This is a genomic window from Rufibacter ruber (assembly GCF_001647275.1).
Classification (GTDB): Bacteria; Bacteroidota; Bacteroidia; order Cytophagales; family Hymenobacteraceae; genus Nibribacter; species Nibribacter ruber_C.
This window is the reverse complement of sequence record NZ_LRMM01000083.1, coordinates 1-18,427: the sequence shown is the minus strand read 5'-3', so window position 1 is coordinate 18,427 and position 18,427 is coordinate 1. Positions and strand designations below refer to the sequence as shown.

The window sequence follows — 18,427 nt, the reverse complement described above, 5'->3', positions numbered from 1 at the left end:
CCTGTTTTTCGACAGTTTCAGAACAGCGCAACAGGCGGGTTTCTCTTTTAACCTGGAATCAGGAATTAAACCACTTCTTTGGGAGCCTGTATTGCACAAGTCCCAGCAACAGGCTCTTCCTTGCTGCTCTTTCCCTTATTTTTGAACATAGGTTCTGTAGCAGATTGTCTCCCTTTCCAAAGGTTGTCTGCATGCGCACAGGAAGATACGGGCGTATTATGATTCACAGAGAGACCCGCATCATTTAAGCACCGTCAGGGTGTCTGGCAGACGGTTCATTTATGCCGGAGCCCAGACTTTTTAGAAGCATTCTTCAGTTTTCCTCCTGAAATGACCTTGTTCACGAATGGCAAAACCAGTACATCACTGCCTCACTCGCTTGCCTATAAGATCTTTGGAGAATGACAGAAAGAAGATGTTGAAAGAGAGGGAGGTGCAGCATCAAAAGATATTCAGGGTGTAGCCCTCGCGGGGGTCACCTTATAGTACCAAAGCGTAAAAAGAAAAGCTTCCGTTTTTGGCCTCTTTTCCAGAAAGTAGCGCAAAAACGGAAGCTTCCCTATGTCTTGAGTCTTGTGGCGTACGGCGTATGCCTTCTGTCTGACAGACAATGCCCAACCTTACTGCACCTGTGCCTTATCTACTCGTTTAGGCGTCTTGTTGCCTTGCACAAAATCTTTCGCGCCCATGGCAATGGCCTTGATCATATTGGTCATGTGCGCCATGTCCAGGCTCTCCACCTCATCATCTACAGAGTGGTAGAGTTTGTCCTGGTCAATCTGCACGGAGGAAATGGTGTGCGCCGGCACTCCCAATTTAGCCAGGGTAGCGTTGTCTGAGCGGTAGAACAGGTTCTGGTCTGGGTACGGGTCTGGGTGGAAGCTGTAAGTGGTACCTTTCACCGCCTGCTGCAGCAACGTACCGAAGTCAGATTTTTCAAAGCCGGTAACGTAGGCGCTGTTCGGGCCAAACTTAGAGCCTTTGCCAATCATCTCAATGTTGAACATGGCCACAATCTCATCTGGGTTCAGCTGCTTAGAGAAATACTGCGACCCAAAGCCGCCAATCTCCTCGGCGGTGAAGGCCACAAAGATCAGCGTGCGCTCTGGTTTGGGTTGCTTCTTAAAGTGTTTGGCAAGGGTGATCACCGCGGTAGTCCCAGAGGCGTCATCATCAGCGCCGTTGGCAATGGAGTCACCCGCCACCGGTTTCAGAATACCAATGTGGTCATAGTGACCGGAGAAAACCAGGTACTCCTGGGCACGCTTGCCCGGGATCATGCCCGCCACATTGGCCAGGGACAGCTCCTCTACCTCATTCTTGATTTCTACCTCAAACGAGGAGAGCGAGGTGAGCGGAGACAGCACAAAGACATGGGTAGCCCCTTTGCCTATTTCCATTACCGGGCTTGACTGCTTAAAGAAACCGGCATAGCGTTTGAACATGGCCTCATGCTTGGGGTGCACCACAATCAAAGCATCTTTCTCCCCCCGCATGGCGGCGCCAAAGGCTTTTCTGAAATCATCGTTCTCCCCAATGAACACCGGCTGGGGCGCTTTTTCCTCCCACTCAAACTTGCGGTGCCCGGTGGTGTAGAAAAACTCCTCCGGCTTCAGGTCCTTGTCATTGATCTCCACGGTGGCCTTCTCCGGCTTCAGCCTGAACATCTTGAACTCCTGCTTGAAATCAGTGTCGCCGGCCAGCGGCTGGAGGCCAATCTTCTTAAATTCAGCAGAGATGAAATCAGCGGCCTTGTCTATGCCGGGCGTGAAGGTCTGGCGCCCCCGCATCTCATCTGAGGCCAGGGTTTTGATGATGCGCTCCACGTCTTGCTGCTGAATGTCTTTTTGGGCGAAGGCTCCTGACAGCGGCAGGGCTACCAGGGAGAGGGCAAGGTACTTTTTCAGGTTCATGGGGTATGGTAAAGGTAGAGGTACGCACCCGCGCTTCCGGGGGGCGGGCATAGGTAATAAGAGTCGCTCCCACCATCAAAACCTTACAGCATTTTGTGGCAGAGAGGCAACCTGCGGGTAAGTTTAGCTCTTTTTGAGGAAACGGAAAACTTCTGCCATCCATCTGAGCTGCAATTTCCTGTTTTCGGCCTGTTTTTCAGAAAACAGCCTCAAAACAGAAAACGCCGGCAAGAAAACGGTTTGCTTTAGCCCGCCCCAACGTATTACTTAGTGTCATATCAATTAAGTAAACATGAAAATAGGATTTATAGGATTAGGCATCATGGGCAGCCGAATGGCCGCCAACCTGCAGAAAGCGGGGCATGAACTGGTAGTCTTCAACCGCACCCCAGACAAGGCAGAGGCGCTGGTGAAGGCGGGGGCGGTACTGGCGCCGTCACCGGAAGAGGTGGGGCGCCAGTGCCGTCTGGTGTTCACCATGCTGTCCACCCCGGAGGCGGTGCTGGAGGTGGCGCTGGGCCAGCAGGGTTTCCTGAAGGAGCTCCCCGGCCATTCGCTCTGGGTAGACTGCAGCACCGTGAACCCGTCTTTCTCCCGCCAGATGGCCAAAGCGGCGCTCAAAATGGGGCACCGCTTTCTGGACGCGCCCGTTTCCGGCTCCCTGGCCCCGGCAGAGAACGGGCAATTGGTTTTCCTGATTGGGGGCGAAGAAAATGACATTACTGAGATCAGGCCGCTGCTGGACGCCATGGGCAAAGCTGTTTTACACATTGGCGGCCACGGGCAGGGCGCCAGCATGAAGATGGTGAACAACATGCTCTTTGGGCAGATCATGGTGGCGTTTGCTGAAGCCCTGAAACTGGGCACCTCCCTGGGCATGACAGAAGAAACCCTTTGCCAGACCCTGCTCAATGGCCCCGGCGGCGCCCCTTTCCTGAAAGGGAAGGAAAACAAACTCCTCTCCCGTGATTTCAGCCCTGAGTTCCCGCTGGAATGGATGCACAAAGACCTGCACCTGGCCGGTGTCACGGCCTATGAGCAGGAGATTGCGCTGCCGTTCCTGCATGCGGCAAAAGAACTGTTTGCCCAGGCCAAACAAGCGGGTTTGGCCGGTGAAGACTTCTCTGCCGTTTACCAGTTCATCAACCCCAAATAAGATTTCTGTTTTCGCCTGTTTTTCAGAAAACAGGCCGAAAACAGAAACACACCTGATTAGATGACATCCCGCAAGGTAAGGGTGGTTTCAAATGCTTCTGTGTCTCTTCTCACCTGCAACCTCAGGTTTCTCCCGGGTCTGCTCTGAAAGAAATGAAGCACCTCGGCCAGCGATTTGTCTGCCACTTTTATGCCGTTGATGGTAACCAAGGCGTCTCCCGCCTTCAAACCGGCAACATGGGCCGGGGAGTCTGGAATCACCTCAGAAATGGTGTAGTAATTCAACCCCGGAATGGGAGAGCTCAGCTCCATGCCGCTGAGGTTGAAATAAAAGGGCTTTTTGTACTTGAAATTGGGGGAAAGCAGCATGGTGGCGTTTCCGTAATCAAAGACCACTTTAAACCGCTGCAGCACATCTGCGCCCAGGTTCCCGTTGCGGTTGTTCATGCCTAACGCGTGCCTGATGGAAACCGTGTCTGGAAAAGAAGCCGCGGGTTTGTGCAGCCGGTACCCGCCAATGTGCAACGCCTGGATTCTGCCAATTTCCCCTAAGATATCGCCGTTGAGCCCCCGGCCCAGATACGCGGAGATAGTGGGGCTGGGCAGAATTGCCCCGTTCAGGGTTGGGGGGTACAGCATCACCGACGTACTCATACCGCTGTCAATAATCAGCTTGACGGGTTGCCTCAGCCCGCTGGGGAAAACAGCCTCTGCGTTCAGGTAGGGTTTTGCCCCTTCAATCATGAGCGGGACCTCTGTAAAGCGCTTCTTCTTGTTTTGGGGGTATTTACCGGGTTTGTAAAGGGTAAGATAGCCGTTGGCGTAATCTATCTCCACCACAAAATTTTTGAACAACGGGTAGCCAATGATGCCATTCACATTCACCCCCAGGCGGTAAGACAGGTCAAACACGTTTTCCTCCAGAATTAACAGTTCCTGGTTAGAGGCCTCCACCCCGGCTATTTTAATCTTATTCCCCACTGAGGCAAACGCCTTAAGGCCTTCCCCCTTCCCCAGCCCCCGCAGCGTGAGGTGCTCCACATTGTTCAGGGAAATGGTATCGGTTACGCCCAGTTCAAACAGCAACACCCGGTCTACCCCGGTATCTACCACAAAATAAAGGGGCTTTGAACCATTGATCTGCACCGGCACAATGATCAGGTTATGGATCAGTTTGAACGGGATGCGCACCTTGTTCCGGCCCGCCGGAAACTGCAGTTCCTCTACCGCTTTTTGCTCTGGCTGCGCCACAGCCAGACCACCCTGCAGGAGGCAGTAGAGCGTGCAGCAGAAGAGTACTCCCCTAAGAAGCCACATAGACCAGATCAGCAACAGTATAACCCGTTCAATATAAGATATTTTATACAAAGCAGGAAATCTCCCCCTGCTCCCCCAGGTTCACAAAAGGTACTTGCGAAATGGGAAAATTGCCCCCATCTTGCATTGGCCAATTCTTCCTTTTCTGCCACCCTTTCTATTCTTCATGAAGAAGCTTCTGATCCTGATCCATCTGGTTTGTGTAGGGTTCTGCCTGCCCGCTTTTGCCCAGCCCACCCTCTCCTACTACCTTCCTGCCCACCTCAGCTATGACCAGAAAATCCCCACCCCCAAACAGGTGCTGGGGTATGAGGTGGTGAATGGCATGTGACCCATGACCAGCTGCTCAACTACCTGCGAGTGGTAGATTTTGTCTCTGACCGCCTCACTCTTACTGAATACGGCCGCACCCATGAGAACCGCCCGCTGGTACTGCTCACTATTACCTCTAAAGAGAACCACCAGAACCTGGACCAGATCAAGGCGCAGCACCAGCAGCTCACTGATCCCGCTGTCTCAGGCAAACTGAGCCTGAAAGATATGCCCGCGGTGGTCTGGATGGGCTACAGCGTACACGGGAACGAACCCAGCGGCACAAACGCATCTTTGCTGGCGGTCTACCACCTGGCGGCGGCCCAGGGCCCTGAAATAGACAACCTGCTGCGCCAAACAGTTATTCTGGTAGACCCAAGCATTAACCCAGACGGCCTGCAGCGGTTCTCTACGTGGGTGAACGCCAACCGCGGCAAAAACCTGGTCACAGACCCCAACCACCGGGAGTTCTCAGAAACCTGGCCGGGCGGGCGCACAAACCACTACTGGTTTGACCTGAACCGCGACTGGCTCCCGCTGCAGCACCCGGAGTCCAGAGGGCGCTTGGCCAAGTTCCACGAGTGGAAGCCCAACCTGCTAACCGATCACCACGAGATGGGCACCAACTCCACGTTTTTCTTCCAGCCGGGCGTACCCAGCCGGAACCACCCGCTCACGCCGCTTAGCAATTTCAAGCTCACGCAAAAGATTGGCACCTATCACGCAGGGCCCTGGACAAGATTGGCTCGCTGTACTATACAGAACAGGATTATGATGACTTCTACTACGGGAAGGGCTCTACCTACCCAGATGTGAACGGCGCCATTGGCATCTTGTTTGAGCAGGCCAGCTCCCGCGGCCATGCGCAGGAGAGTGTAAACGGGGTGCTCACGTTCCCCTTTACCATCAGAAACCAGTTCACCACCACCCTCTCCAGTTTAGAGGCGGCTGTCAACCTGCGGGAAGAGTTGCTGGAACACCAGCGCACTTTTTACCAGCAAGCAGTCAAAGAAGCCGCCAGAGACAAGGTGAAAGGCTATATCTTCAGTGCTGAACAGGATCCCATGCGGGCGTACCACCTGGCCGAGATCATGCAGCAGCACCAGATTCGGTTACACCGGCCTAAGCAGAACATTACCCTTGGCAAAGCCACCTACACCCCAGAGAACGCCTTTATTGTACCGCTGGAACAACCGCAGTACAAGCTCATTCTGGCCATGTTTGAGAAACGTACCACCTTTCAGGACAGCCTCTTCTATGATATTTCTGCCTGGACGTTTCCGCTGGCGTTTGATTTAGCGTACGCGCCCTTGAACAACACCCAGGCGTTTGGCCCCCGGGTGGAAAAAGTGGTGAGGCCAACCGGCAAACTGGAGGGCGGCTCTCCCGCCTATGCCTATGCGTTTGAATGGACCGGCTATTACGCACCGCGGGCACTGTACAAGCTGCAGAGGCAGGGAATCCAGACGCGGGTGGCCACCAGCCCGTTCACCTCCCCGGAGGGGAAAGAGTTTGGGTACGGCACAATTCTGATTTCGGCCGCAGGGCAACCGCTTTCCCCGGAGGCGCTGCACACCCGCCTGCAGGCTGTGGCGCAGGAAGACGGCATCACCCTGCACAGCCTGGGCTCCGGCCTGAGCGGCAAGGGAATCAAATTGGGCAGCCCTAACATGCTGGGGCTTTCAACGCCTAAGGTGGCCATGGTGGTGGGCGACGGGGTTGGGTATCTGGACGCCGGCGAAATCTGGCACCTGCTGGATGACCGCTTCGGGATGCCCTTGACGCTGCTCAACCAGGACCGCTTTAACCGGGCCAGCCTGAACCGCTACACCACCCTCATTCTGCCAGACGGCTCCTTTAACGACCTCACCACCGCCTCCCGTGACAAACTGCGCGCCTGGGTGCAGGCGGGCGGCACCCTTCTTGCCACCGGCAATGCCGTGAAATGGCTAGCTGACAACAAGATAGGAGACTTCACGTTTAGAAGCGGCACCGGCAATGGAGACACCAGGGGCAGCCAGCTGGCTTACGCTGACCTCCAGAACACGCAGGGCGCGCAGGAAATAGGCGGTGCCATCTTTGAGACCCGGTTAGACCTGACCCATCCGCTGGGCTACGGCTACACCCAACCGCTGTTGAGCATCTTCAGAAACAGCAGCCTGTCACTGGAGCGGGTGGCCAATCCTTTTGCCAATCCGCTGATGTACACCGCTGAACCGTTGCAAGCGGGCTACATCAGCAAACAGAACTATGCCAGAATCAAGAATTCTGCGGCCATTGGCGTGTCAGCGGTGGGCAACGGCCGGGTGATTGGCATCATTGACAACCCCAATTTCAGGGCGTTCTGGTACGGCACCAACAAACTTTTCCTGAACAGTATCTTCTTTGGGTCTATCATTAGCGGCGCGTCTGCCAGATAAGAGCCTGTTTCTGCCGGTGCCTCCCTTAGATAGGGAGCACCGGCTGTTTTTGAGCTGTTTTTAGAAAACCAAGGCTAAAACGCATCCGTTCTTTTCCTAACTTGCCCCGCCAGTTGGCCAAGGCCGGCACAAAAACCTGTTTCAGCACCTTATTCCTTGCACGCATGAGCGCCTCACACTATCAGCAGTTGGTGGATCTGGTTCTTACCCAAGACCACGCTTCTTTACAACCCCAGCTTTCCCCGTTGTACCAAGACCTGAACCAGGCGTTCAAAGACGCGAGGCCCGGCCGCAAAAGCCAGGAGGAGATCAGCTACCGGTTTGAGCGGCTGCGCCTGGGCATTGGGATCCTGCTCATGCAACTGCTCATGGACCTGGGCGGCGACGAAGACAGCCAGGAGGTGCGGGACCTGCTCCAGCAGGCGCTGGCAGCCGGCAACGTAGCTGAAATTGACAAAACCATTCAGCAGAAAAGCCACCTCTTTGAAGACCTTTACACAGACCTCTATGTGAACACAGAGGCAGAGGCGGTACTGGCCCTCTTTGAGGCCACCCTGCACGCATCCTCTAAAGAGGAAGCAGATGAGATTATTGTGGAGGCGTTAGATCTGGCCCAGGACCTGGAGTTTGACCAGGAGGACCCGGACACCCATGCGTAGCAACGTTACCGGTTTCTCATACGCCGCCTCCTGATGGAAATCACCCTCACCACCCCGGCCCTTCTTTTCCCGGCGCTCTCCTTGTTGCTGTTGGCGTTCACCAACCGGTTTATGGCCTTGGCTTCTTTGATCAGAAACCTGAAACACCAGTACAAAACCACCCAGAACCGCCTCATTTTTGGGCAGATCCAGAACCTGCGCACCCGGCTCCTGCTGATCAGGAACATGCAGGCCTTTGGTATTGGCAGCATGTTCTCCTGCGTGCTGTGCATGTTCTCTCTGTATGAGGGCTGGCAAACCGCCGGGAAGATAATCTTCGGCCTGAGCCTTATCCTGCTCATGATTTCCATGGCGCTCTCCCTGTGGGAGATCCAAATCTCCGTCAAGGCCCTGGAGCTGGAGTTAAGTGACATTGAACAGGAAGAGAGCAAGTAAGGGCGACCCTGCGCCAGCCTTTAACCGGTGAGCGGGGCAGATCAAAAGGGGGTGCCCATTTAAAACCTGCTCTTGCCCGCCTTGCCCGGTCTGGTTCCAGGCCTACCGGCCAAGAACCAATCAGCTTCACCTTTCCCTTCAATTCGTCCTATTCCTTTATATTCAAGGCGTCTTTTTAAAGGTTGAACGAAACCTTGCCTCCTCATGCCGGGCGCTGGGGTATCTTTGGGTCAACCATTGCTTTGGCAGTAGGAATTTTGTTTTTGTATACATTTGCCGCAGACTATTGTAGCTGGGTTCCACTTCCTACCTTTGTCTTTTCTTCGCATAACACGAGCATGAGTAACCAACACCCCAGACAGCTTTCCATCACTGATTTCACCTATGATTTACCAGAAGACCGCATAGCCCAGTTTCCGCTGGAGGTGCGGGACCAGTCACGCCTGCTGCTCTGCCGGCAGGGCAAGATCTCAGACGGACAGTTCAAGGACCTGGCTACCGTGTTGCCCCCGCAGGCCATGCTGGTTTTCAATGACACCAAGGTAGTACAGGCAAGGCTTCGGTTTCAGAAAGCCACCGGCGGCATGATTGAGCTGTTCTGCCTGGAGCCGCTGGAACCGGTGCGGGAGGTACAGGTGGCCATGCAGCAAACGTATTCTGTGGTCTGGAAATGCCTGGTGGGAAACAACAAACGCTGGAAAGACAGCCGCCTGGAAATGCCGCTGGGGCCTTACCCGCAGGACGGAACGCTTTGGGCAGAGCGCCTGGCCCCGGCAGAGGAAGGGTATGCCATTCATTTCACCTGGAGCCCCGGCGAACTCACCTTTGCGGAGATTCTGGAGAAGGCTGGTTTGCTGCCCCTGCCCCCGTACATGAACCGTGATGCAGAAGTCAGTGACCAGGACCGTTACCAGACGGTGTACGCCGCAGAAAAAGGGGCGGTGGCGGCCCCTACCGCCGGTTTGCACTTCACCCCTGATCTCCTGGAGCGTATTCAGCAGCAAGGGCACCAGCAGGCCTTTGTTACGCTGCACGTGGGCGCCGGCACGTTCAAACCCGTCAAGGCAGACCTCATGCAGTACCATTACATGCACGGCGAGCAGCTGAACGTAAGCCGCCAGATGATTGAAAAGCTCCTGCACCACCTGGGCAAACCCATCATTCCTGTAGGCACCACCTCTATGCGCACCCTGGAAAGCCTTTACTGGCTGGGTGCCGGCATTTCATTGGGCCTGCTCCCGCCCGAGGATGAGGAGGAGTTGGTTCTGCCCCAGTGGTTCCCGTATGACGTACGCACCACCCTGTCTGTGCAGGAAGCCCTGGAGGCCTTGCTGCATTACCTGGATGAAAACCAGCTGCCGTACCTGCAGGCCACCACGCGTATTCTGATTGCCCCCGGCTACAGCTTTAAACTCTGCACTGGCCTGATCACCAATTTTCACCAGCCCCAAAGCACGCTGCTGCTGCTGGTAGCCGCCCTCATTGGCCCCACCTGGCAAAAAGTCTATAAACACGCCCTGGCCAACGGCTACCGCTTTCTGAGCTACGGTGACAGTTCACTCCTGCTTCCCTGATTTCTGTTTTGGGGCTGTTTTTCAGAAAACAGCCCCAAAACAGAAATCAGCTTTCCTCAGGGTCTGGCCGCTCAGGTGCTATATCTCTCCCACCCTTCCAGACAAAAGGTATGGCCCTCCCTTTCGGCTCTGCCGAAAACGCTTTCCCAGCCAACCCATGCAGCTGCTAACCAATACGGCACCCTCTCTCTGTGTCACCGCTGCAATTCCTGAAAAACCCGGCGCAGGCAACTGAACAGCAAGGTGGCCCACTTCTACCATTCCTGCAGAGGCCAGATGGCCGCGGGGGCAGCAACGGTATTGCCCGGTGAACCAGTAGCGGCAACCTTCTCCCTTGGCAAGAGAGCCTCTTCCTGTTTTTGCTGTTTTGGGGAAAACAGGCCAAAAACAGCACTGAGGGCAAAGGCCAGGGCACAAAGGCGCAGGAACGAGGGCAGAAGTTGGCTGTCACGGCTTTTCCGCCTCTGGTTTTACCGGAAAAAATGTAAACTGCACCTTGCATCCTCAACAGCCCTTGACCGCCATGCGTTACCCCTCCTCCTATTCCGGAATGCTCACCCAAAGCCCTTCACGCGCATGCCCGTAGAGGTTACCCCAGAGCCAGAAGGTCTCAAACTGGAGTTTGAGGCGAACCGGCAGCCCGCCCTCTTTTGGCCTGCCCCCCAGCTTCACCCGCACGCCTACCGGAAGGCAGACCTTACCGTGCTGAGATTTGGGCAGGAGCCGGTACTGGCCCTGGAGGTGGTTTCCCCCACCTTTGCCGAACACATCCGGCAGGCGTACCCGGCAGCGGTGTTCCACAGAAACGCGTTGCCTGCCGCCAAACCGAACCGCTCTGCTCTTTACCTGCTCCTGCTGCTGCTCATTGGCGGGCTGCTGGCCTGCTATTTCTTTGTATTACCCGCCCTCGCTGATTGGGCGGTGCGCCAGCTTCCGCCGGAGGCGGAGGTAAAGCTGGGGCAGCAACTGTATGCCCAGACCGTTGACCCCAATGACGTTGACACGGCCCGGACCAAAGAGGTGAACCGCTTTCTGCAGGAGCTGAGGGTGGTGACCCAGTATCCGCTTCAGGTCACGGTGGTCAACCAGGAGACGGTCAATGCCTTCGCGCTGCCGGGCGGGCAACTGGTGGTTTATACGGGGCTGCTCAACCGGCTGGAGTCGCCTGAGGAACTGGCCGCCCTTTTGGGGCATGAGTTCGCCCACAGCCAGCACCGCCACACCCTGCGCGCCCTCGCCCGAAGCCTCTCCACCTATCTCCTGGTCTCCCTCCTGTTCAATGACATAAGCGGACTGGCCGCCCTTCTGCTGGAGAATGCTGATCAACTGGACTCCCTACAGTACAGCCGCTCCCTGGAAGAAGAGGCAGATGAACAGGGCTTCCTGCTGCTCAAAGCCAACCGGCTGGCGCCACAGGGCATGCAGCGCCTGTTCCAGCGGCTCCAAGAGGCGGTTCCCGCCGGGGCAGAGCCGCCGGCCCTGCTGAGTACCCACCCGCTCACGGCAGACCGCCTGGCCCATTTGCAGGAGCTGATGAAACGGCACCCTTATCAGCCTGCCCCCGCCCCCGCCCTACAGCAGATCTGGGCCAGGCTGGACACGGCCACCCAATAGGTGGAGTTGTTTCTTTTTGCTAATATTACAATCCTAAATCAGGAGAATTAATTGAAGTGCACCTATGAAAAAAATGATGTCTATGAAGTTGATGTGGGCAGTTGCCTGCGCCTTTTTACTGATTGGATCTGCGGCCAGCGCCCAGATTAAAATGCCGGCTGCCAGCCCCACCGCCACGGTGAAGCAACCTGTTGGGTTGACAGATGTTACCTTAGAGTACTCCAGACCCAGCACCAAAGGCCGCAAAATCTTTGGGGACCTTGTGCCTTACGGCAGGTTTTGGAGAACCGGCGCCAACGCCTCTACCAAACTTACCTTCTCTGATGAGGTGACCCTGGAAGGAAACAAGGTACCTGCCGGTCAGTACGCCCTGTATACCTTGCCAGGGGAGAACGAGTGGACCATTGTGATTCACAAAAACACCAAGCACTGGGGTGACGGCGGAGCCGCGTATAAGCAGGAAGAAGACCTGGTCCGGTTCAAAGTACCTGCCCAAAAGCTGGCAGATAAAGCAGAAACCTTCACCATTGGCTTCTCTGACCTCACCAACAACAGCGGGGTGATGAACATTATGTGGGAAAACACGCTGGTGCCGGTAAAAATCACCACAGATGTTGACACCAAGGTAATGGCCCAGATCCAGGAGAAAGTGATCAACGGCACCAACGTGACGCCCACCCTCTATGCCTCAGCGGCCAACTACTACGCAGACAACGGCAAAGACCTGAAGCAGGCCATTACCTGGTTCAAACTGGCCAACGAGAAAGACCCTAAGTTCTGGAACCTGCACTACCAGGCCAAAGCCCAAGCCAGAGCCAAAGACTACAAAGGCGCCACTGCCACCGCCCAAAAATCACTGGAGCTGGCCAAAAAAGAAAACAACGCAGATTATGTAGCCCTGAACGAGAAACTCCTTGCAGAGATCAAAGGCAAGAAATAGCGTTTCTGGCCTGTTTTTCATAAAACAGCCCTAAAACAGGAATCCCCGGCAGGTCAACTGCCGGGGATTCCTGTTTTAGTACTAAAGATGACTCTGATGAAAACTTGCTTCTGCGCTGCGCTCCACAGGGGAGAATCTACTTATGGTAGCTGAACACCTACTCTTTGCAGCTACTGGTTTTCTGTTTTCGGGCTGTTTTAAGAAAAACAGCGAAAACAGAACTGATACTTCTTACACCCACGTCACCTTCTCTTTTAACGGCACGGTTCTCTTTCCATCAGGCCAGGGGCTGTCTGTATAACCCAGGTACAAGATTCCCAGCACCACATCTTCCTCTCTGAGCCCAAGCAGTTCTTTCATGGCCGGGCGGTAGGCCATACCCCCTGAGCCCCAATAGCTGGCAATACCCAGGGCGGCGGCTCCCAGCAGCAGGTTCTGAATGGCGCAGGAGGTGGCGGCTACCTCTTCTAAGGCAGGGATTTTAGGAAGATCGCCCCGCCGCATGTAGGCCACCAGCACGTGCGAGGCCTTATCACCCATGTGCCGCAGCTTCTCATAGTTGAACTCCAGGTACTTCTCCGGGTCTGTGTTGGCTTTGTAGAGTTCGGCGTGCGCCGAACAAAAATCCTGCACCTTTGCGTGGGCGTACACCAGAAAGCGCCATGGCTCAGTGTAGCCGTGCGTAGGGGCCCAGTCAGCCAGGGCAAGCAGTTCCTGAACCTGACTGTTGGGAATGTACTGCCCGTTCATCTGGGCGGGTTTGATCGTTCTTCGGCCGGTGATGACCTGTTGTATGGCTTGATAAGAAGGGTTGCTCATGGTAAACATCATAAAATAAAAACATTACTCTGTGGCGGCCTTTCTAAGCAACGGCTGCAGCAGATACGCCAGCACCACCACCAGCACACACCCAATGAGGTTATACCAGAGATACGCAATGGGGGTGGCATAGTACAGCAGAAAGATAATGCCCTGGGTCAGCACCGCCGCCCAGAAAACCGGGTTGCCTGTTAAACGCTTGAAATAAAACGCCGCCACAAAAACACCCAGAATGGTGCCGTAAAACAAGGAGCCCAGAATGTTCACCGCCTGAATCAGGTTTTCCAGCTGCGAGGCGAACAGGGCGAAAAAGATGGAGACCGTGCCCCAGCCAATGGTGAACCAGCGTGATGCATTGACATAGTGCTGGTCAGACGCGGTTTTGTTCAGGGACCGTTTGTACACATCAACCACCGTGGTAGATGCCAACGAACTAAATGCCGAGGCCGTGCTTCCCATGGCGGCACACAGCACCACCGCCAGCAGCAGGCCCACCAGTCCCCGCGGCAGCTGCTGCGTTACAAACGTGAGGAAGACATAGTCAGTATCTTTCAGGTCAATGCCGTTGTTCTTCGCCTTCACCAGCGCCTGCGCCTCTGCCCTGATGGACTTCCGGGCCGTTTCGGCCAGCTGGGCGCGCCGGGCCGCTTCTGCCACCCCTGGTGCATCCTGGCTCTGGTGGGCTTTGACCAAGGCAAGGGCCGCCTCGCGCTTCTCGGTAAACGCCTCCTGCGCCGTCGCCTCATATTTCTGCCACGTTGGGGCAGCATCAGAGTTCCTTACCTTATCAGCCTGCTGCTGGTTAAAGTACAGGGGCGGCTGGTGGAACTGGTAAAAGACAAACACCAGCACCCCCACCAGCAGGATCAGGAACTGCATAGGCACCTTGACCAGACCGTTCATGAGCAAACCCAGACGGCTCTGCGCTATGGTCTCGCCCCCCAGATACCGCCCCACCTGACTTTGGTCAGTCCCGAAGTAGGACAGCGAAAGGAAGAAGCCGCCAATGAGCCCGGACCACACGTTGTAACGGTCATTGGGGTTGAAGTTCAGGTCTACCAGGTTCAGCTTGCCCATTTTACCGGCCACCACCAAGGCCTCTGAAAACCCCACCCCTTCCGGCAACAGCCGCACCACCACCACTGCCGCCACCAGCATGCCGCCCAGCATCACGGTCATCTGCAGGCGCTGGGTCTGGCTCACCGCCTTGGTGCCGCCCACCACCGTGTAGAAGATCACCACCACGCCAATGAAGAGAATGGTGGCCGTTAAATTCCAGCCCAGAATGGCCGAAAGGATGATAGCCGGGGCATAAATGGTAATCCCGGTAGAAAGCCCCCGCTGCAACAGAAACAGAAAGGCCGCCAGGGAGCGGGTCTTCAGGTCAAACCGGCTCTCCAAGTACTCATAGGCGGTGTAGACCTTGAGGCGGTAATAAATGGGAATGGCCGTGATAGACAACACCACCATGGCCAGCGGCAACCCGAAGTAGAACTGGATAAACCGCATGCCGTCATCAAACGCCTGCCCTGGGGTAGAGAGAAAAGTAATGGCGCTGGCTTGGGTAGCCATGATGGAAAGCCCCATCATCCACCAGCGCTCGGTATTGTCGGCTTTCAGGAAGCCCTGCATGTTGCGGGTGTGGCGGGTTTTCCAGACGCCGTAGATCACAATAAACGCGATGGTGCCCACCAGCACGCCCCAGTCCAGCTTGCTCATCTGTAGGCCTCCGTGATCAGGTAAAAGAGCACGATCAACCCCGCCAGCACGCCCAGCACCAGCCAGTACATGCCTGTCCAGGTTTTAAAGAACGGCGGCGGGTCAATGTCTCCTTTTTTCATAGTTGGTGGTGAAAATCTACTGATTTATAAACGGAATATAAGGTAGCCCCAAAAAGAGATTTTCACCTCTTTCACCTTCTCCCCCTTTTGTTATCCTGAAAGGATCTTGTGGGCAAACGGTAGTACCTTTTGATAAGTACTTCTCCGGCTCCATTACTACCTCCATCGGTATGAAGAGGTTGGCATAGCTGAGTTTTCTGCGTAGCTCCATTTCTACTATTTGCCCACAAGATCCTTTCAGGATGACAAAACGGAGGTTGGAAGTCACATATCTACATTACAAATATACTCTCAACGAACGCGCTATACCTTCCAGTGCGTTTTTGACCTGTTTTCTCAAAAACAGCCCCAAAACGCTATTTACCCAAAGACAGCAGGTTCACAAACAGACGGTACGCCCCAGGCACGCCCGCGGGCAGTTCCCGGAAGAACGATAGCCCAGAATATACGAAATGCCCTTTGCCGTATTTGGCCACCATCAGACTTCCTTCCTTGGCAGTTTCGCCTGGGTCATTCATAGACAAAATGGCCTCATATTCTGGCGCCCATTGATTAGGGAAATACAGCCCACGCTCCTGCACCCAGCCCGTGAAATCTTTCTGGGTGATCTTGTTGGGCGAATTCAGCACCGCATGGTCAGGCTTCAGGAAACGGACCTCAGCATCTTCTACCGTCACCCGGTCATTGGAGAGTTTCAGGGGGTACGGCCCCAGCTCAGAGGTCACCAGTCCGTTGCTCACGTTGTACTGCACCACCAAAGTTCCGCCGTTGCGCACGTACTCCAGCAGCTGCGGCTGCTGGAACTTAAGGCGCTCCAGCGTATTGTACGCCCGAACGCCGGTCACCACCGCATCATATTTCTGCAGGTTGGCGGCAGAAAGATCATCTACCTGCAGCTGGTCTACGGTATAGCCAATCTGCTGTAAGCTAGCGGGAATCTCGTCTCCCGCGCCCATCAAATAGCCAATGCGCTGGCCTTTGCGCTTGATATCCAGCTTAACGGCTTTGGCCTCAGATTCAGAAAATAACGTCTGCGTGGGGATGTGGGCATATTCAATGGTCTTCAGGCCCTGAGTGAAATTTCTACCCAAGGTGGAGACAGCGGCGCTGATGGTGCTCTCCGTTTCCTGCGCGCCAGGGTACACCTGAAACGTGAAGGTTTGCTCCGCGCCTTTCTGGTTCAGTTTGAAATCAGCTGAGGCGGGTGCCGCGCGCCAGCCTTGCGGTAACCGCAGCGTGACCTGCCCCTCCAGACTGTTCTGCCCCGCGCGCACGCGCACCGTAACTGGTTTGGGCTGGGCATCTGGGAAGACGTAGACTTTCTCGGTGAGGTTTACAAATACGGGCTGCGTCACCACAAACGGTCGGTACTGCTCACCCTCCACCGGGTCTGTGCGCTTATACACCACAGGGAGCGTAAATGACAAAGGCTGCCCCTGCACCGTTACCTGCACCCGCACCTGGGCCGCCGCAGGGTTTTCCGGCAGTCCAATCAATTCTGGCTCGTCTACCCTGAACATGCCCGTGGTGCCTGGCAGTCGCAACCAGTAGGGCTGGGAATACATCGCCGAAGGCGAAATAGGAACAGACACCCGTAGCATCAACGGCTTACCGTTCTCCAGCTTCTGCTGCACCGTAGTATCGCGCTTGGCGAAGAGGTACTCCACCTGCGTAAGCGTTACGGGTACGGCAGAACGGTTGGTGGCCTCCAGCTGAATGTTCACAGCCTCTCCCGGCGTGGCCGAATAATCCCGCGCGGTGGCCTCCAGATACAGCCCCAGACAGGCTTTGATGACCTGGTCCAGTTCCTCCTGCTTCACCTGTTTCCAGTAAGAATTGGGGAGTTTGGCCAAGGCCGATGTTGCCTTCAGCAAGGTGGGCACGCTAGCCGAGGGGTTGGCAGGATTGTAGTTTCTGATGGCCTCTGAGATGATTTTGCCAACCGATTCGCCGCCTTTGAGGCGGTTCCACGTGGTGGTAACGCCTTCTACCAAGTCAGATTGGGCGCGGTCGCCTTTCAGGTGCTCAAAATATTCCAGGGCCTCGCCGCGGCTTCCGCTGCTGCCAAACCCCTGGCTTTTGTGCATGCTTCGGCTTTCAGCCGAAATTTCATTGTAAGATTTCCCCAGCAAGGGGTTGTACAGGCCGGTTTCCAGCGTGAGCTTGTTAGAAGTGTCAAATTTCTGCCCCTGCCCGTAGAAGAAAGACGAGGTGTTCCAGACCAGGCGCCTGGCCTGCCACACCTCTACGGTCTTCAACTGCTCCGGAAAGCGTTTGGGGTCTGCGGCGGCCTCAAAGGCCTCCTGGGCAATGATGGCCGAGGCCGTATGGTGCCCGTGGGTTCCGCCGGGAACGGGCGAAAAGCGGGTGATGATCACATCTGGCCTGAACTTTCTGATGGTCCAGACGGCGTCTGCCAGCACCTGCTCCCGGTTCCAGATGGTAAACGTCTCTGCAGGGTTCTTTGAAAACCCGAAGTCATTGGCACGGCTGAAGAACTGCTCGCCGCCGTCTATCTGGCGCGCCTGCAGCAGTTCCTGCGTTCTGATGAGGCCCAGTTCCTCCCGTATCTCAGGCCCAATGAGGTTCTGGCCGCCATCGCCGCGGGTGAGCGACAGGTAGCCGGTGCGCAGTTTGCGTTCATTGGCCAAAAACGCAATGAGGCGCGTATTCTCATCATCTGGGTGGGCGGCAAAGTACAGCACCGAGCCCAGCACGTTCAGTTTCTCCAGCGCCTGCCTGATATCTGCGGCATTTGGTTTGCGGGGTCCCTGCCCAAACGAGGGAGCCGCCAGTAAAACAAAAGAAAGAAGCCACGCCCAGGTGGCGGTTCGTGTTAAAGCCATGAAAGTCAATGATGTTCACTTGATGCTGCCAACCCCGCCAGTCCGGTCTGTTCCAAAGGTAAAGCTAGCTAATTTTCGGTCTGTTTGTGCACCGCCCTTTCCTGCGGGCAACCAATTTCTGCTTCTGAAAAGCAGGTAAAATAAACCCTGGCGCCACCCACCCGGCGGGGCAAGGGGTTCAACTATAACTTTTTAGCGGGTTTGCCAGTTTACAGAGAACTATTGACCACCTAACTAGAACCACAACTATGAAAAAGCTATTGATATGGGCACTGGCGGCTGGCATTACCGGCTTGTCTGCCTGCAACTCGGGTTCCGGCACCCCGCCTACCGTAGGCGCTGACCAGAATGCTGAACAGCTGGACGGGAATCAGACCGGGATGTGAACCCTGACCCCAATGACACCACCGGGGCCACTGCCACAGAGAAAACCCAGACCGGGGTGGGCAACCCCAGCACCAGAGGCGAACAGAATAACTCAAAGTCTACCACCACCCAAAACCAGGTGCTGCGCGACAGCATACCAATCAGCCACTGACGTTTTCCATTAAATCTCATTACCAACAATACCAGCCCTGGCCC

General features: G+C 55.5%; 17 protein-coding genes. 11 read left to right on the top strand and 6 right to left on the bottom strand.

The genetic code is table 11. The features are described 5' to 3' along the window. Positions 1-620 precede the first annotated feature (620 nt). Positions 621-1,913 (bottom strand): M20/M25/M40 family metallo-hydrolase, encoded by a 1,293-nt coding sequence (locus tag A8O25_RS20130; protein ID WP_066838994.1) that lies wholly within the window; start codon positions 1,911-1,913, stop codon positions 621-623. A 292-nt stretch (positions 1,914-2,205) separates the two neighbouring features. Between A8O25_RS20130 and A8O25_RS20125 the strand changes: the two genes are divergently transcribed. Then, the gene (locus tag A8O25_RS20125) at positions 2,206-3,069 is read left to right on the top strand and encodes an NAD(P)-dependent oxidoreductase (protein WP_066838991.1); all 864 of its coding nucleotides are present in this window, start codon (positions 2,206-2,208) and stop codon (positions 3,067-3,069) included. A gap of 56 nt (positions 3,070-3,125) precedes the next feature. Here A8O25_RS20125 and A8O25_RS20120 read toward each other — a convergent pair whose 3' ends face one another. Then, entirely contained in the window at positions 3,126-4,385 is a 1,260-nt protein-coding gene (locus A8O25_RS20120; protein WP_066839005.1) for an aspartyl protease family protein, read from the bottom strand. Positions 4,386-4,551: 166 nt separating this feature from the next. Here A8O25_RS20120 and A8O25_RS24285 point away from each other — a divergent pair, with 166 nt between their 5' ends. From A8O25_RS24285 to A8O25_RS20090, 8 genes are all read left to right on the top strand, one after another. Beyond that, positions 4,552-4,716 (top strand): hypothetical protein, encoded by a 165-nt coding sequence (locus A8O25_RS24285; protein WP_338152775.1) that lies wholly within the window; start codon positions 4,552-4,554, stop codon positions 4,714-4,716. Next, on the top strand, positions 4,713-5,513 hold the full coding sequence (locus A8O25_RS24280; RefSeq protein ID WP_338152774.1) for a M14 family zinc carboxypeptidase: 801 nt from the start codon (positions 4,713-4,715) through the stop codon (positions 5,511-5,513). Before A8O25_RS24285 ends, A8O25_RS24280 begins: the two co-directional genes overlap by 4 nt. Then, positions 5,510-7,117 (top strand): type 1 glutamine amidotransferase family protein, encoded by a 1,608-nt coding sequence (locus A8O25_RS24275; protein WP_338152773.1) that lies wholly within the window; start codon positions 5,510-5,512, stop codon positions 7,115-7,117. Before A8O25_RS24280 ends, A8O25_RS24275 begins: the two co-directional genes overlap by 4 nt. A 164-nt stretch (positions 7,118-7,281) precedes the next feature. Continuing rightward, positions 7,282-7,776, top strand: coding sequence for a hypothetical protein (locus A8O25_RS20110; protein ID WP_153042849.1), 495 nt, complete (start codon positions 7,282-7,284; stop codon positions 7,774-7,776). A 33-nt stretch (positions 7,777-7,809) separates the two neighbouring features. Beyond that, on the top strand, positions 7,810-8,211 hold the full coding sequence (locus A8O25_RS20105; protein WP_066838981.1) for a DUF2721 domain-containing protein: 402 nt from the start codon (positions 7,810-7,812) through the stop codon (positions 8,209-8,211). Positions 8,212-8,549: 338 nt separating this feature from the next. Then, complete coding sequence (locus A8O25_RS20100; RefSeq protein ID WP_066838979.1) at positions 8,550-9,785, top strand: S-adenosylmethionine:tRNA ribosyltransferase-isomerase; 1,236 nt, start codon at positions 8,550-8,552, stop codon at positions 9,783-9,785. A 576-nt stretch (positions 9,786-10,361) separates the two neighbouring features. After that, positions 10,362-11,399: a M48 family metallopeptidase gene (locus tag A8O25_RS20095; protein WP_066838977.1), complete on the top strand. Its 1,038-nt coding sequence runs from the start codon at positions 10,362-10,364 to the stop codon at positions 11,397-11,399. 64 nt (positions 11,400-11,463) lie between these two features. Next, positions 11,464-12,339 (top strand): DUF2911 domain-containing protein, encoded by an 876-nt coding sequence (locus tag A8O25_RS20090; protein WP_066838976.1) that lies wholly within the window; start codon positions 11,464-11,466, stop codon positions 12,337-12,339. A gap of 231 nt (positions 12,340-12,570) precedes the next feature. Here the strand turns inward: A8O25_RS20090 and A8O25_RS20085 are convergent, their stop codons facing one another. From A8O25_RS20085 to A8O25_RS20070, 4 genes are all read right to left on the bottom strand, one after another. Further along, positions 12,571-13,158 (bottom strand): nitroreductase family protein, encoded by a 588-nt coding sequence (locus A8O25_RS20085; protein WP_066839002.1) that lies wholly within the window; start codon positions 13,156-13,158, stop codon positions 12,571-12,573. A 24-nt stretch (positions 13,159-13,182) separates the two neighbouring features. Further along, the gene (locus tag A8O25_RS20080; protein ID WP_066838971.1) at positions 13,183-14,877 is read right to left on the bottom strand and encodes a sodium:solute symporter family transporter; all 1,695 of its coding nucleotides are present in this window, start codon (positions 14,875-14,877) and stop codon (positions 13,183-13,185) included. Continuing rightward, complete coding sequence (locus A8O25_RS24150; RefSeq protein ID WP_277620028.1) at positions 14,874-14,999, bottom strand: hypothetical protein; 126 nt, start codon at positions 14,997-14,999, stop codon at positions 14,874-14,876. The genes A8O25_RS20080 and A8O25_RS24150 overlap by 4 nt, the downstream gene beginning before the upstream one ends. Before the next feature lie 356 nt (positions 15,000-15,355). Next, positions 15,356-17,845: a PIG-L family deacetylase gene (locus tag A8O25_RS20070; protein ID WP_066838964.1), complete on the bottom strand. Its 2,490-nt coding sequence runs from the start codon at positions 17,843-17,845 to the stop codon at positions 15,356-15,358. 248 nt (positions 17,846-18,093) lie between these two features. Here A8O25_RS20070 and A8O25_RS23335 point away from each other — a divergent pair, with 248 nt between their 5' ends. Both A8O25_RS23335 and A8O25_RS23330 read left to right on the top strand, forming a co-directional pair. After that, positions 18,094-18,231 (top strand): hypothetical protein, encoded by a 138-nt coding sequence (locus A8O25_RS23335; RefSeq protein WP_161947800.1) that lies wholly within the window; start codon positions 18,094-18,096, stop codon positions 18,229-18,231. Beyond that, a complete protein-coding gene (locus A8O25_RS23330) occupies positions 18,228-18,383 on the top strand; it encodes a hypothetical protein (protein ID WP_161947799.1) in 156 nt (51 codons plus the stop codon). Before A8O25_RS23335 ends, A8O25_RS23330 begins: the two co-directional genes overlap by 4 nt. Positions 18,384-18,427: the final 44 nt, after the last annotated feature.

What these genes read in the sequence shown, in the direction of transcription:
- A8O25_RS20130 (WP_066838994.1), bottom strand. Translation starts at nt 1,913, where the DNA reads ATGAACCTGAAAAAGTACCTTGCCCTCTCCCTGGTAGCCCTGCCGCTG.
- A8O25_RS20125 (WP_066838991.1), top strand. Translation starts at nt 2,206, where the DNA reads ATGAAAATAGGATTTATAGGATTAGGCATCATGGGCAGCCGAATGGCC.
- A8O25_RS20120 (WP_066839005.1), bottom strand. Translation starts at nt 4,385, where the DNA reads ATGTGGCTTCTTAGGGGAGTACTCTTCTGCTGCACGCTCTACTGCCTC.
- A8O25_RS24285 (WP_338152775.1), top strand. Translation starts at nt 4,552, where the DNA reads ATGAAGAAGCTTCTGATCCTGATCCATCTGGTTTGTGTAGGGTTCTGC.
- A8O25_RS20110 (WP_153042849.1), top strand. Translation starts at nt 7,282, where the DNA reads ATGAGCGCCTCACACTATCAGCAGTTGGTGGATCTGGTTCTTACCCAA.
- A8O25_RS20105 (WP_066838981.1), top strand. Translation starts at nt 7,810, where the DNA reads ATGGAAATCACCCTCACCACCCCGGCCCTTCTTTTCCCGGCGCTCTCC.
- A8O25_RS20100 (WP_066838979.1), top strand. Translation starts at nt 8,550, where the DNA reads ATGAGTAACCAACACCCCAGACAGCTTTCCATCACTGATTTCACCTAT.
- A8O25_RS20095 (WP_066838977.1), top strand. Translation starts at nt 10,362, where the DNA reads ATGCCCGTAGAGGTTACCCCAGAGCCAGAAGGTCTCAAACTGGAGTTT.
- A8O25_RS20090 (WP_066838976.1), top strand. Translation starts at nt 11,464, where the DNA reads ATGAAAAAAATGATGTCTATGAAGTTGATGTGGGCAGTTGCCTGCGCC.
- A8O25_RS20085 (WP_066839002.1), bottom strand. Translation starts at nt 13,158, where the DNA reads ATGAGCAACCCTTCTTATCAAGCCATACAACAGGTCATCACCGGCCGA.
- A8O25_RS20080 (WP_066838971.1), bottom strand. Translation starts at nt 14,877, where the DNA reads ATGAGCAAGCTGGACTGGGGCGTGCTGGTGGGCACCATCGCGTTTATT.
- A8O25_RS24150 (WP_277620028.1), bottom strand. Translation starts at nt 14,999, where the DNA reads ATGAAAAAAGGAGACATTGACCCGCCGCCGTTCTTTAAAACCTGGACA.
- A8O25_RS20070 (WP_066838964.1), bottom strand. Translation starts at nt 17,845, where the DNA reads ATGGCTTTAACACGAACCGCCACCTGGGCGTGGCTTCTTTCTTTTGTT.
- A8O25_RS23335 (WP_161947800.1), top strand. Translation starts at nt 18,094, where the DNA reads ATGAAAAAGCTATTGATATGGGCACTGGCGGCTGGCATTACCGGCTTG.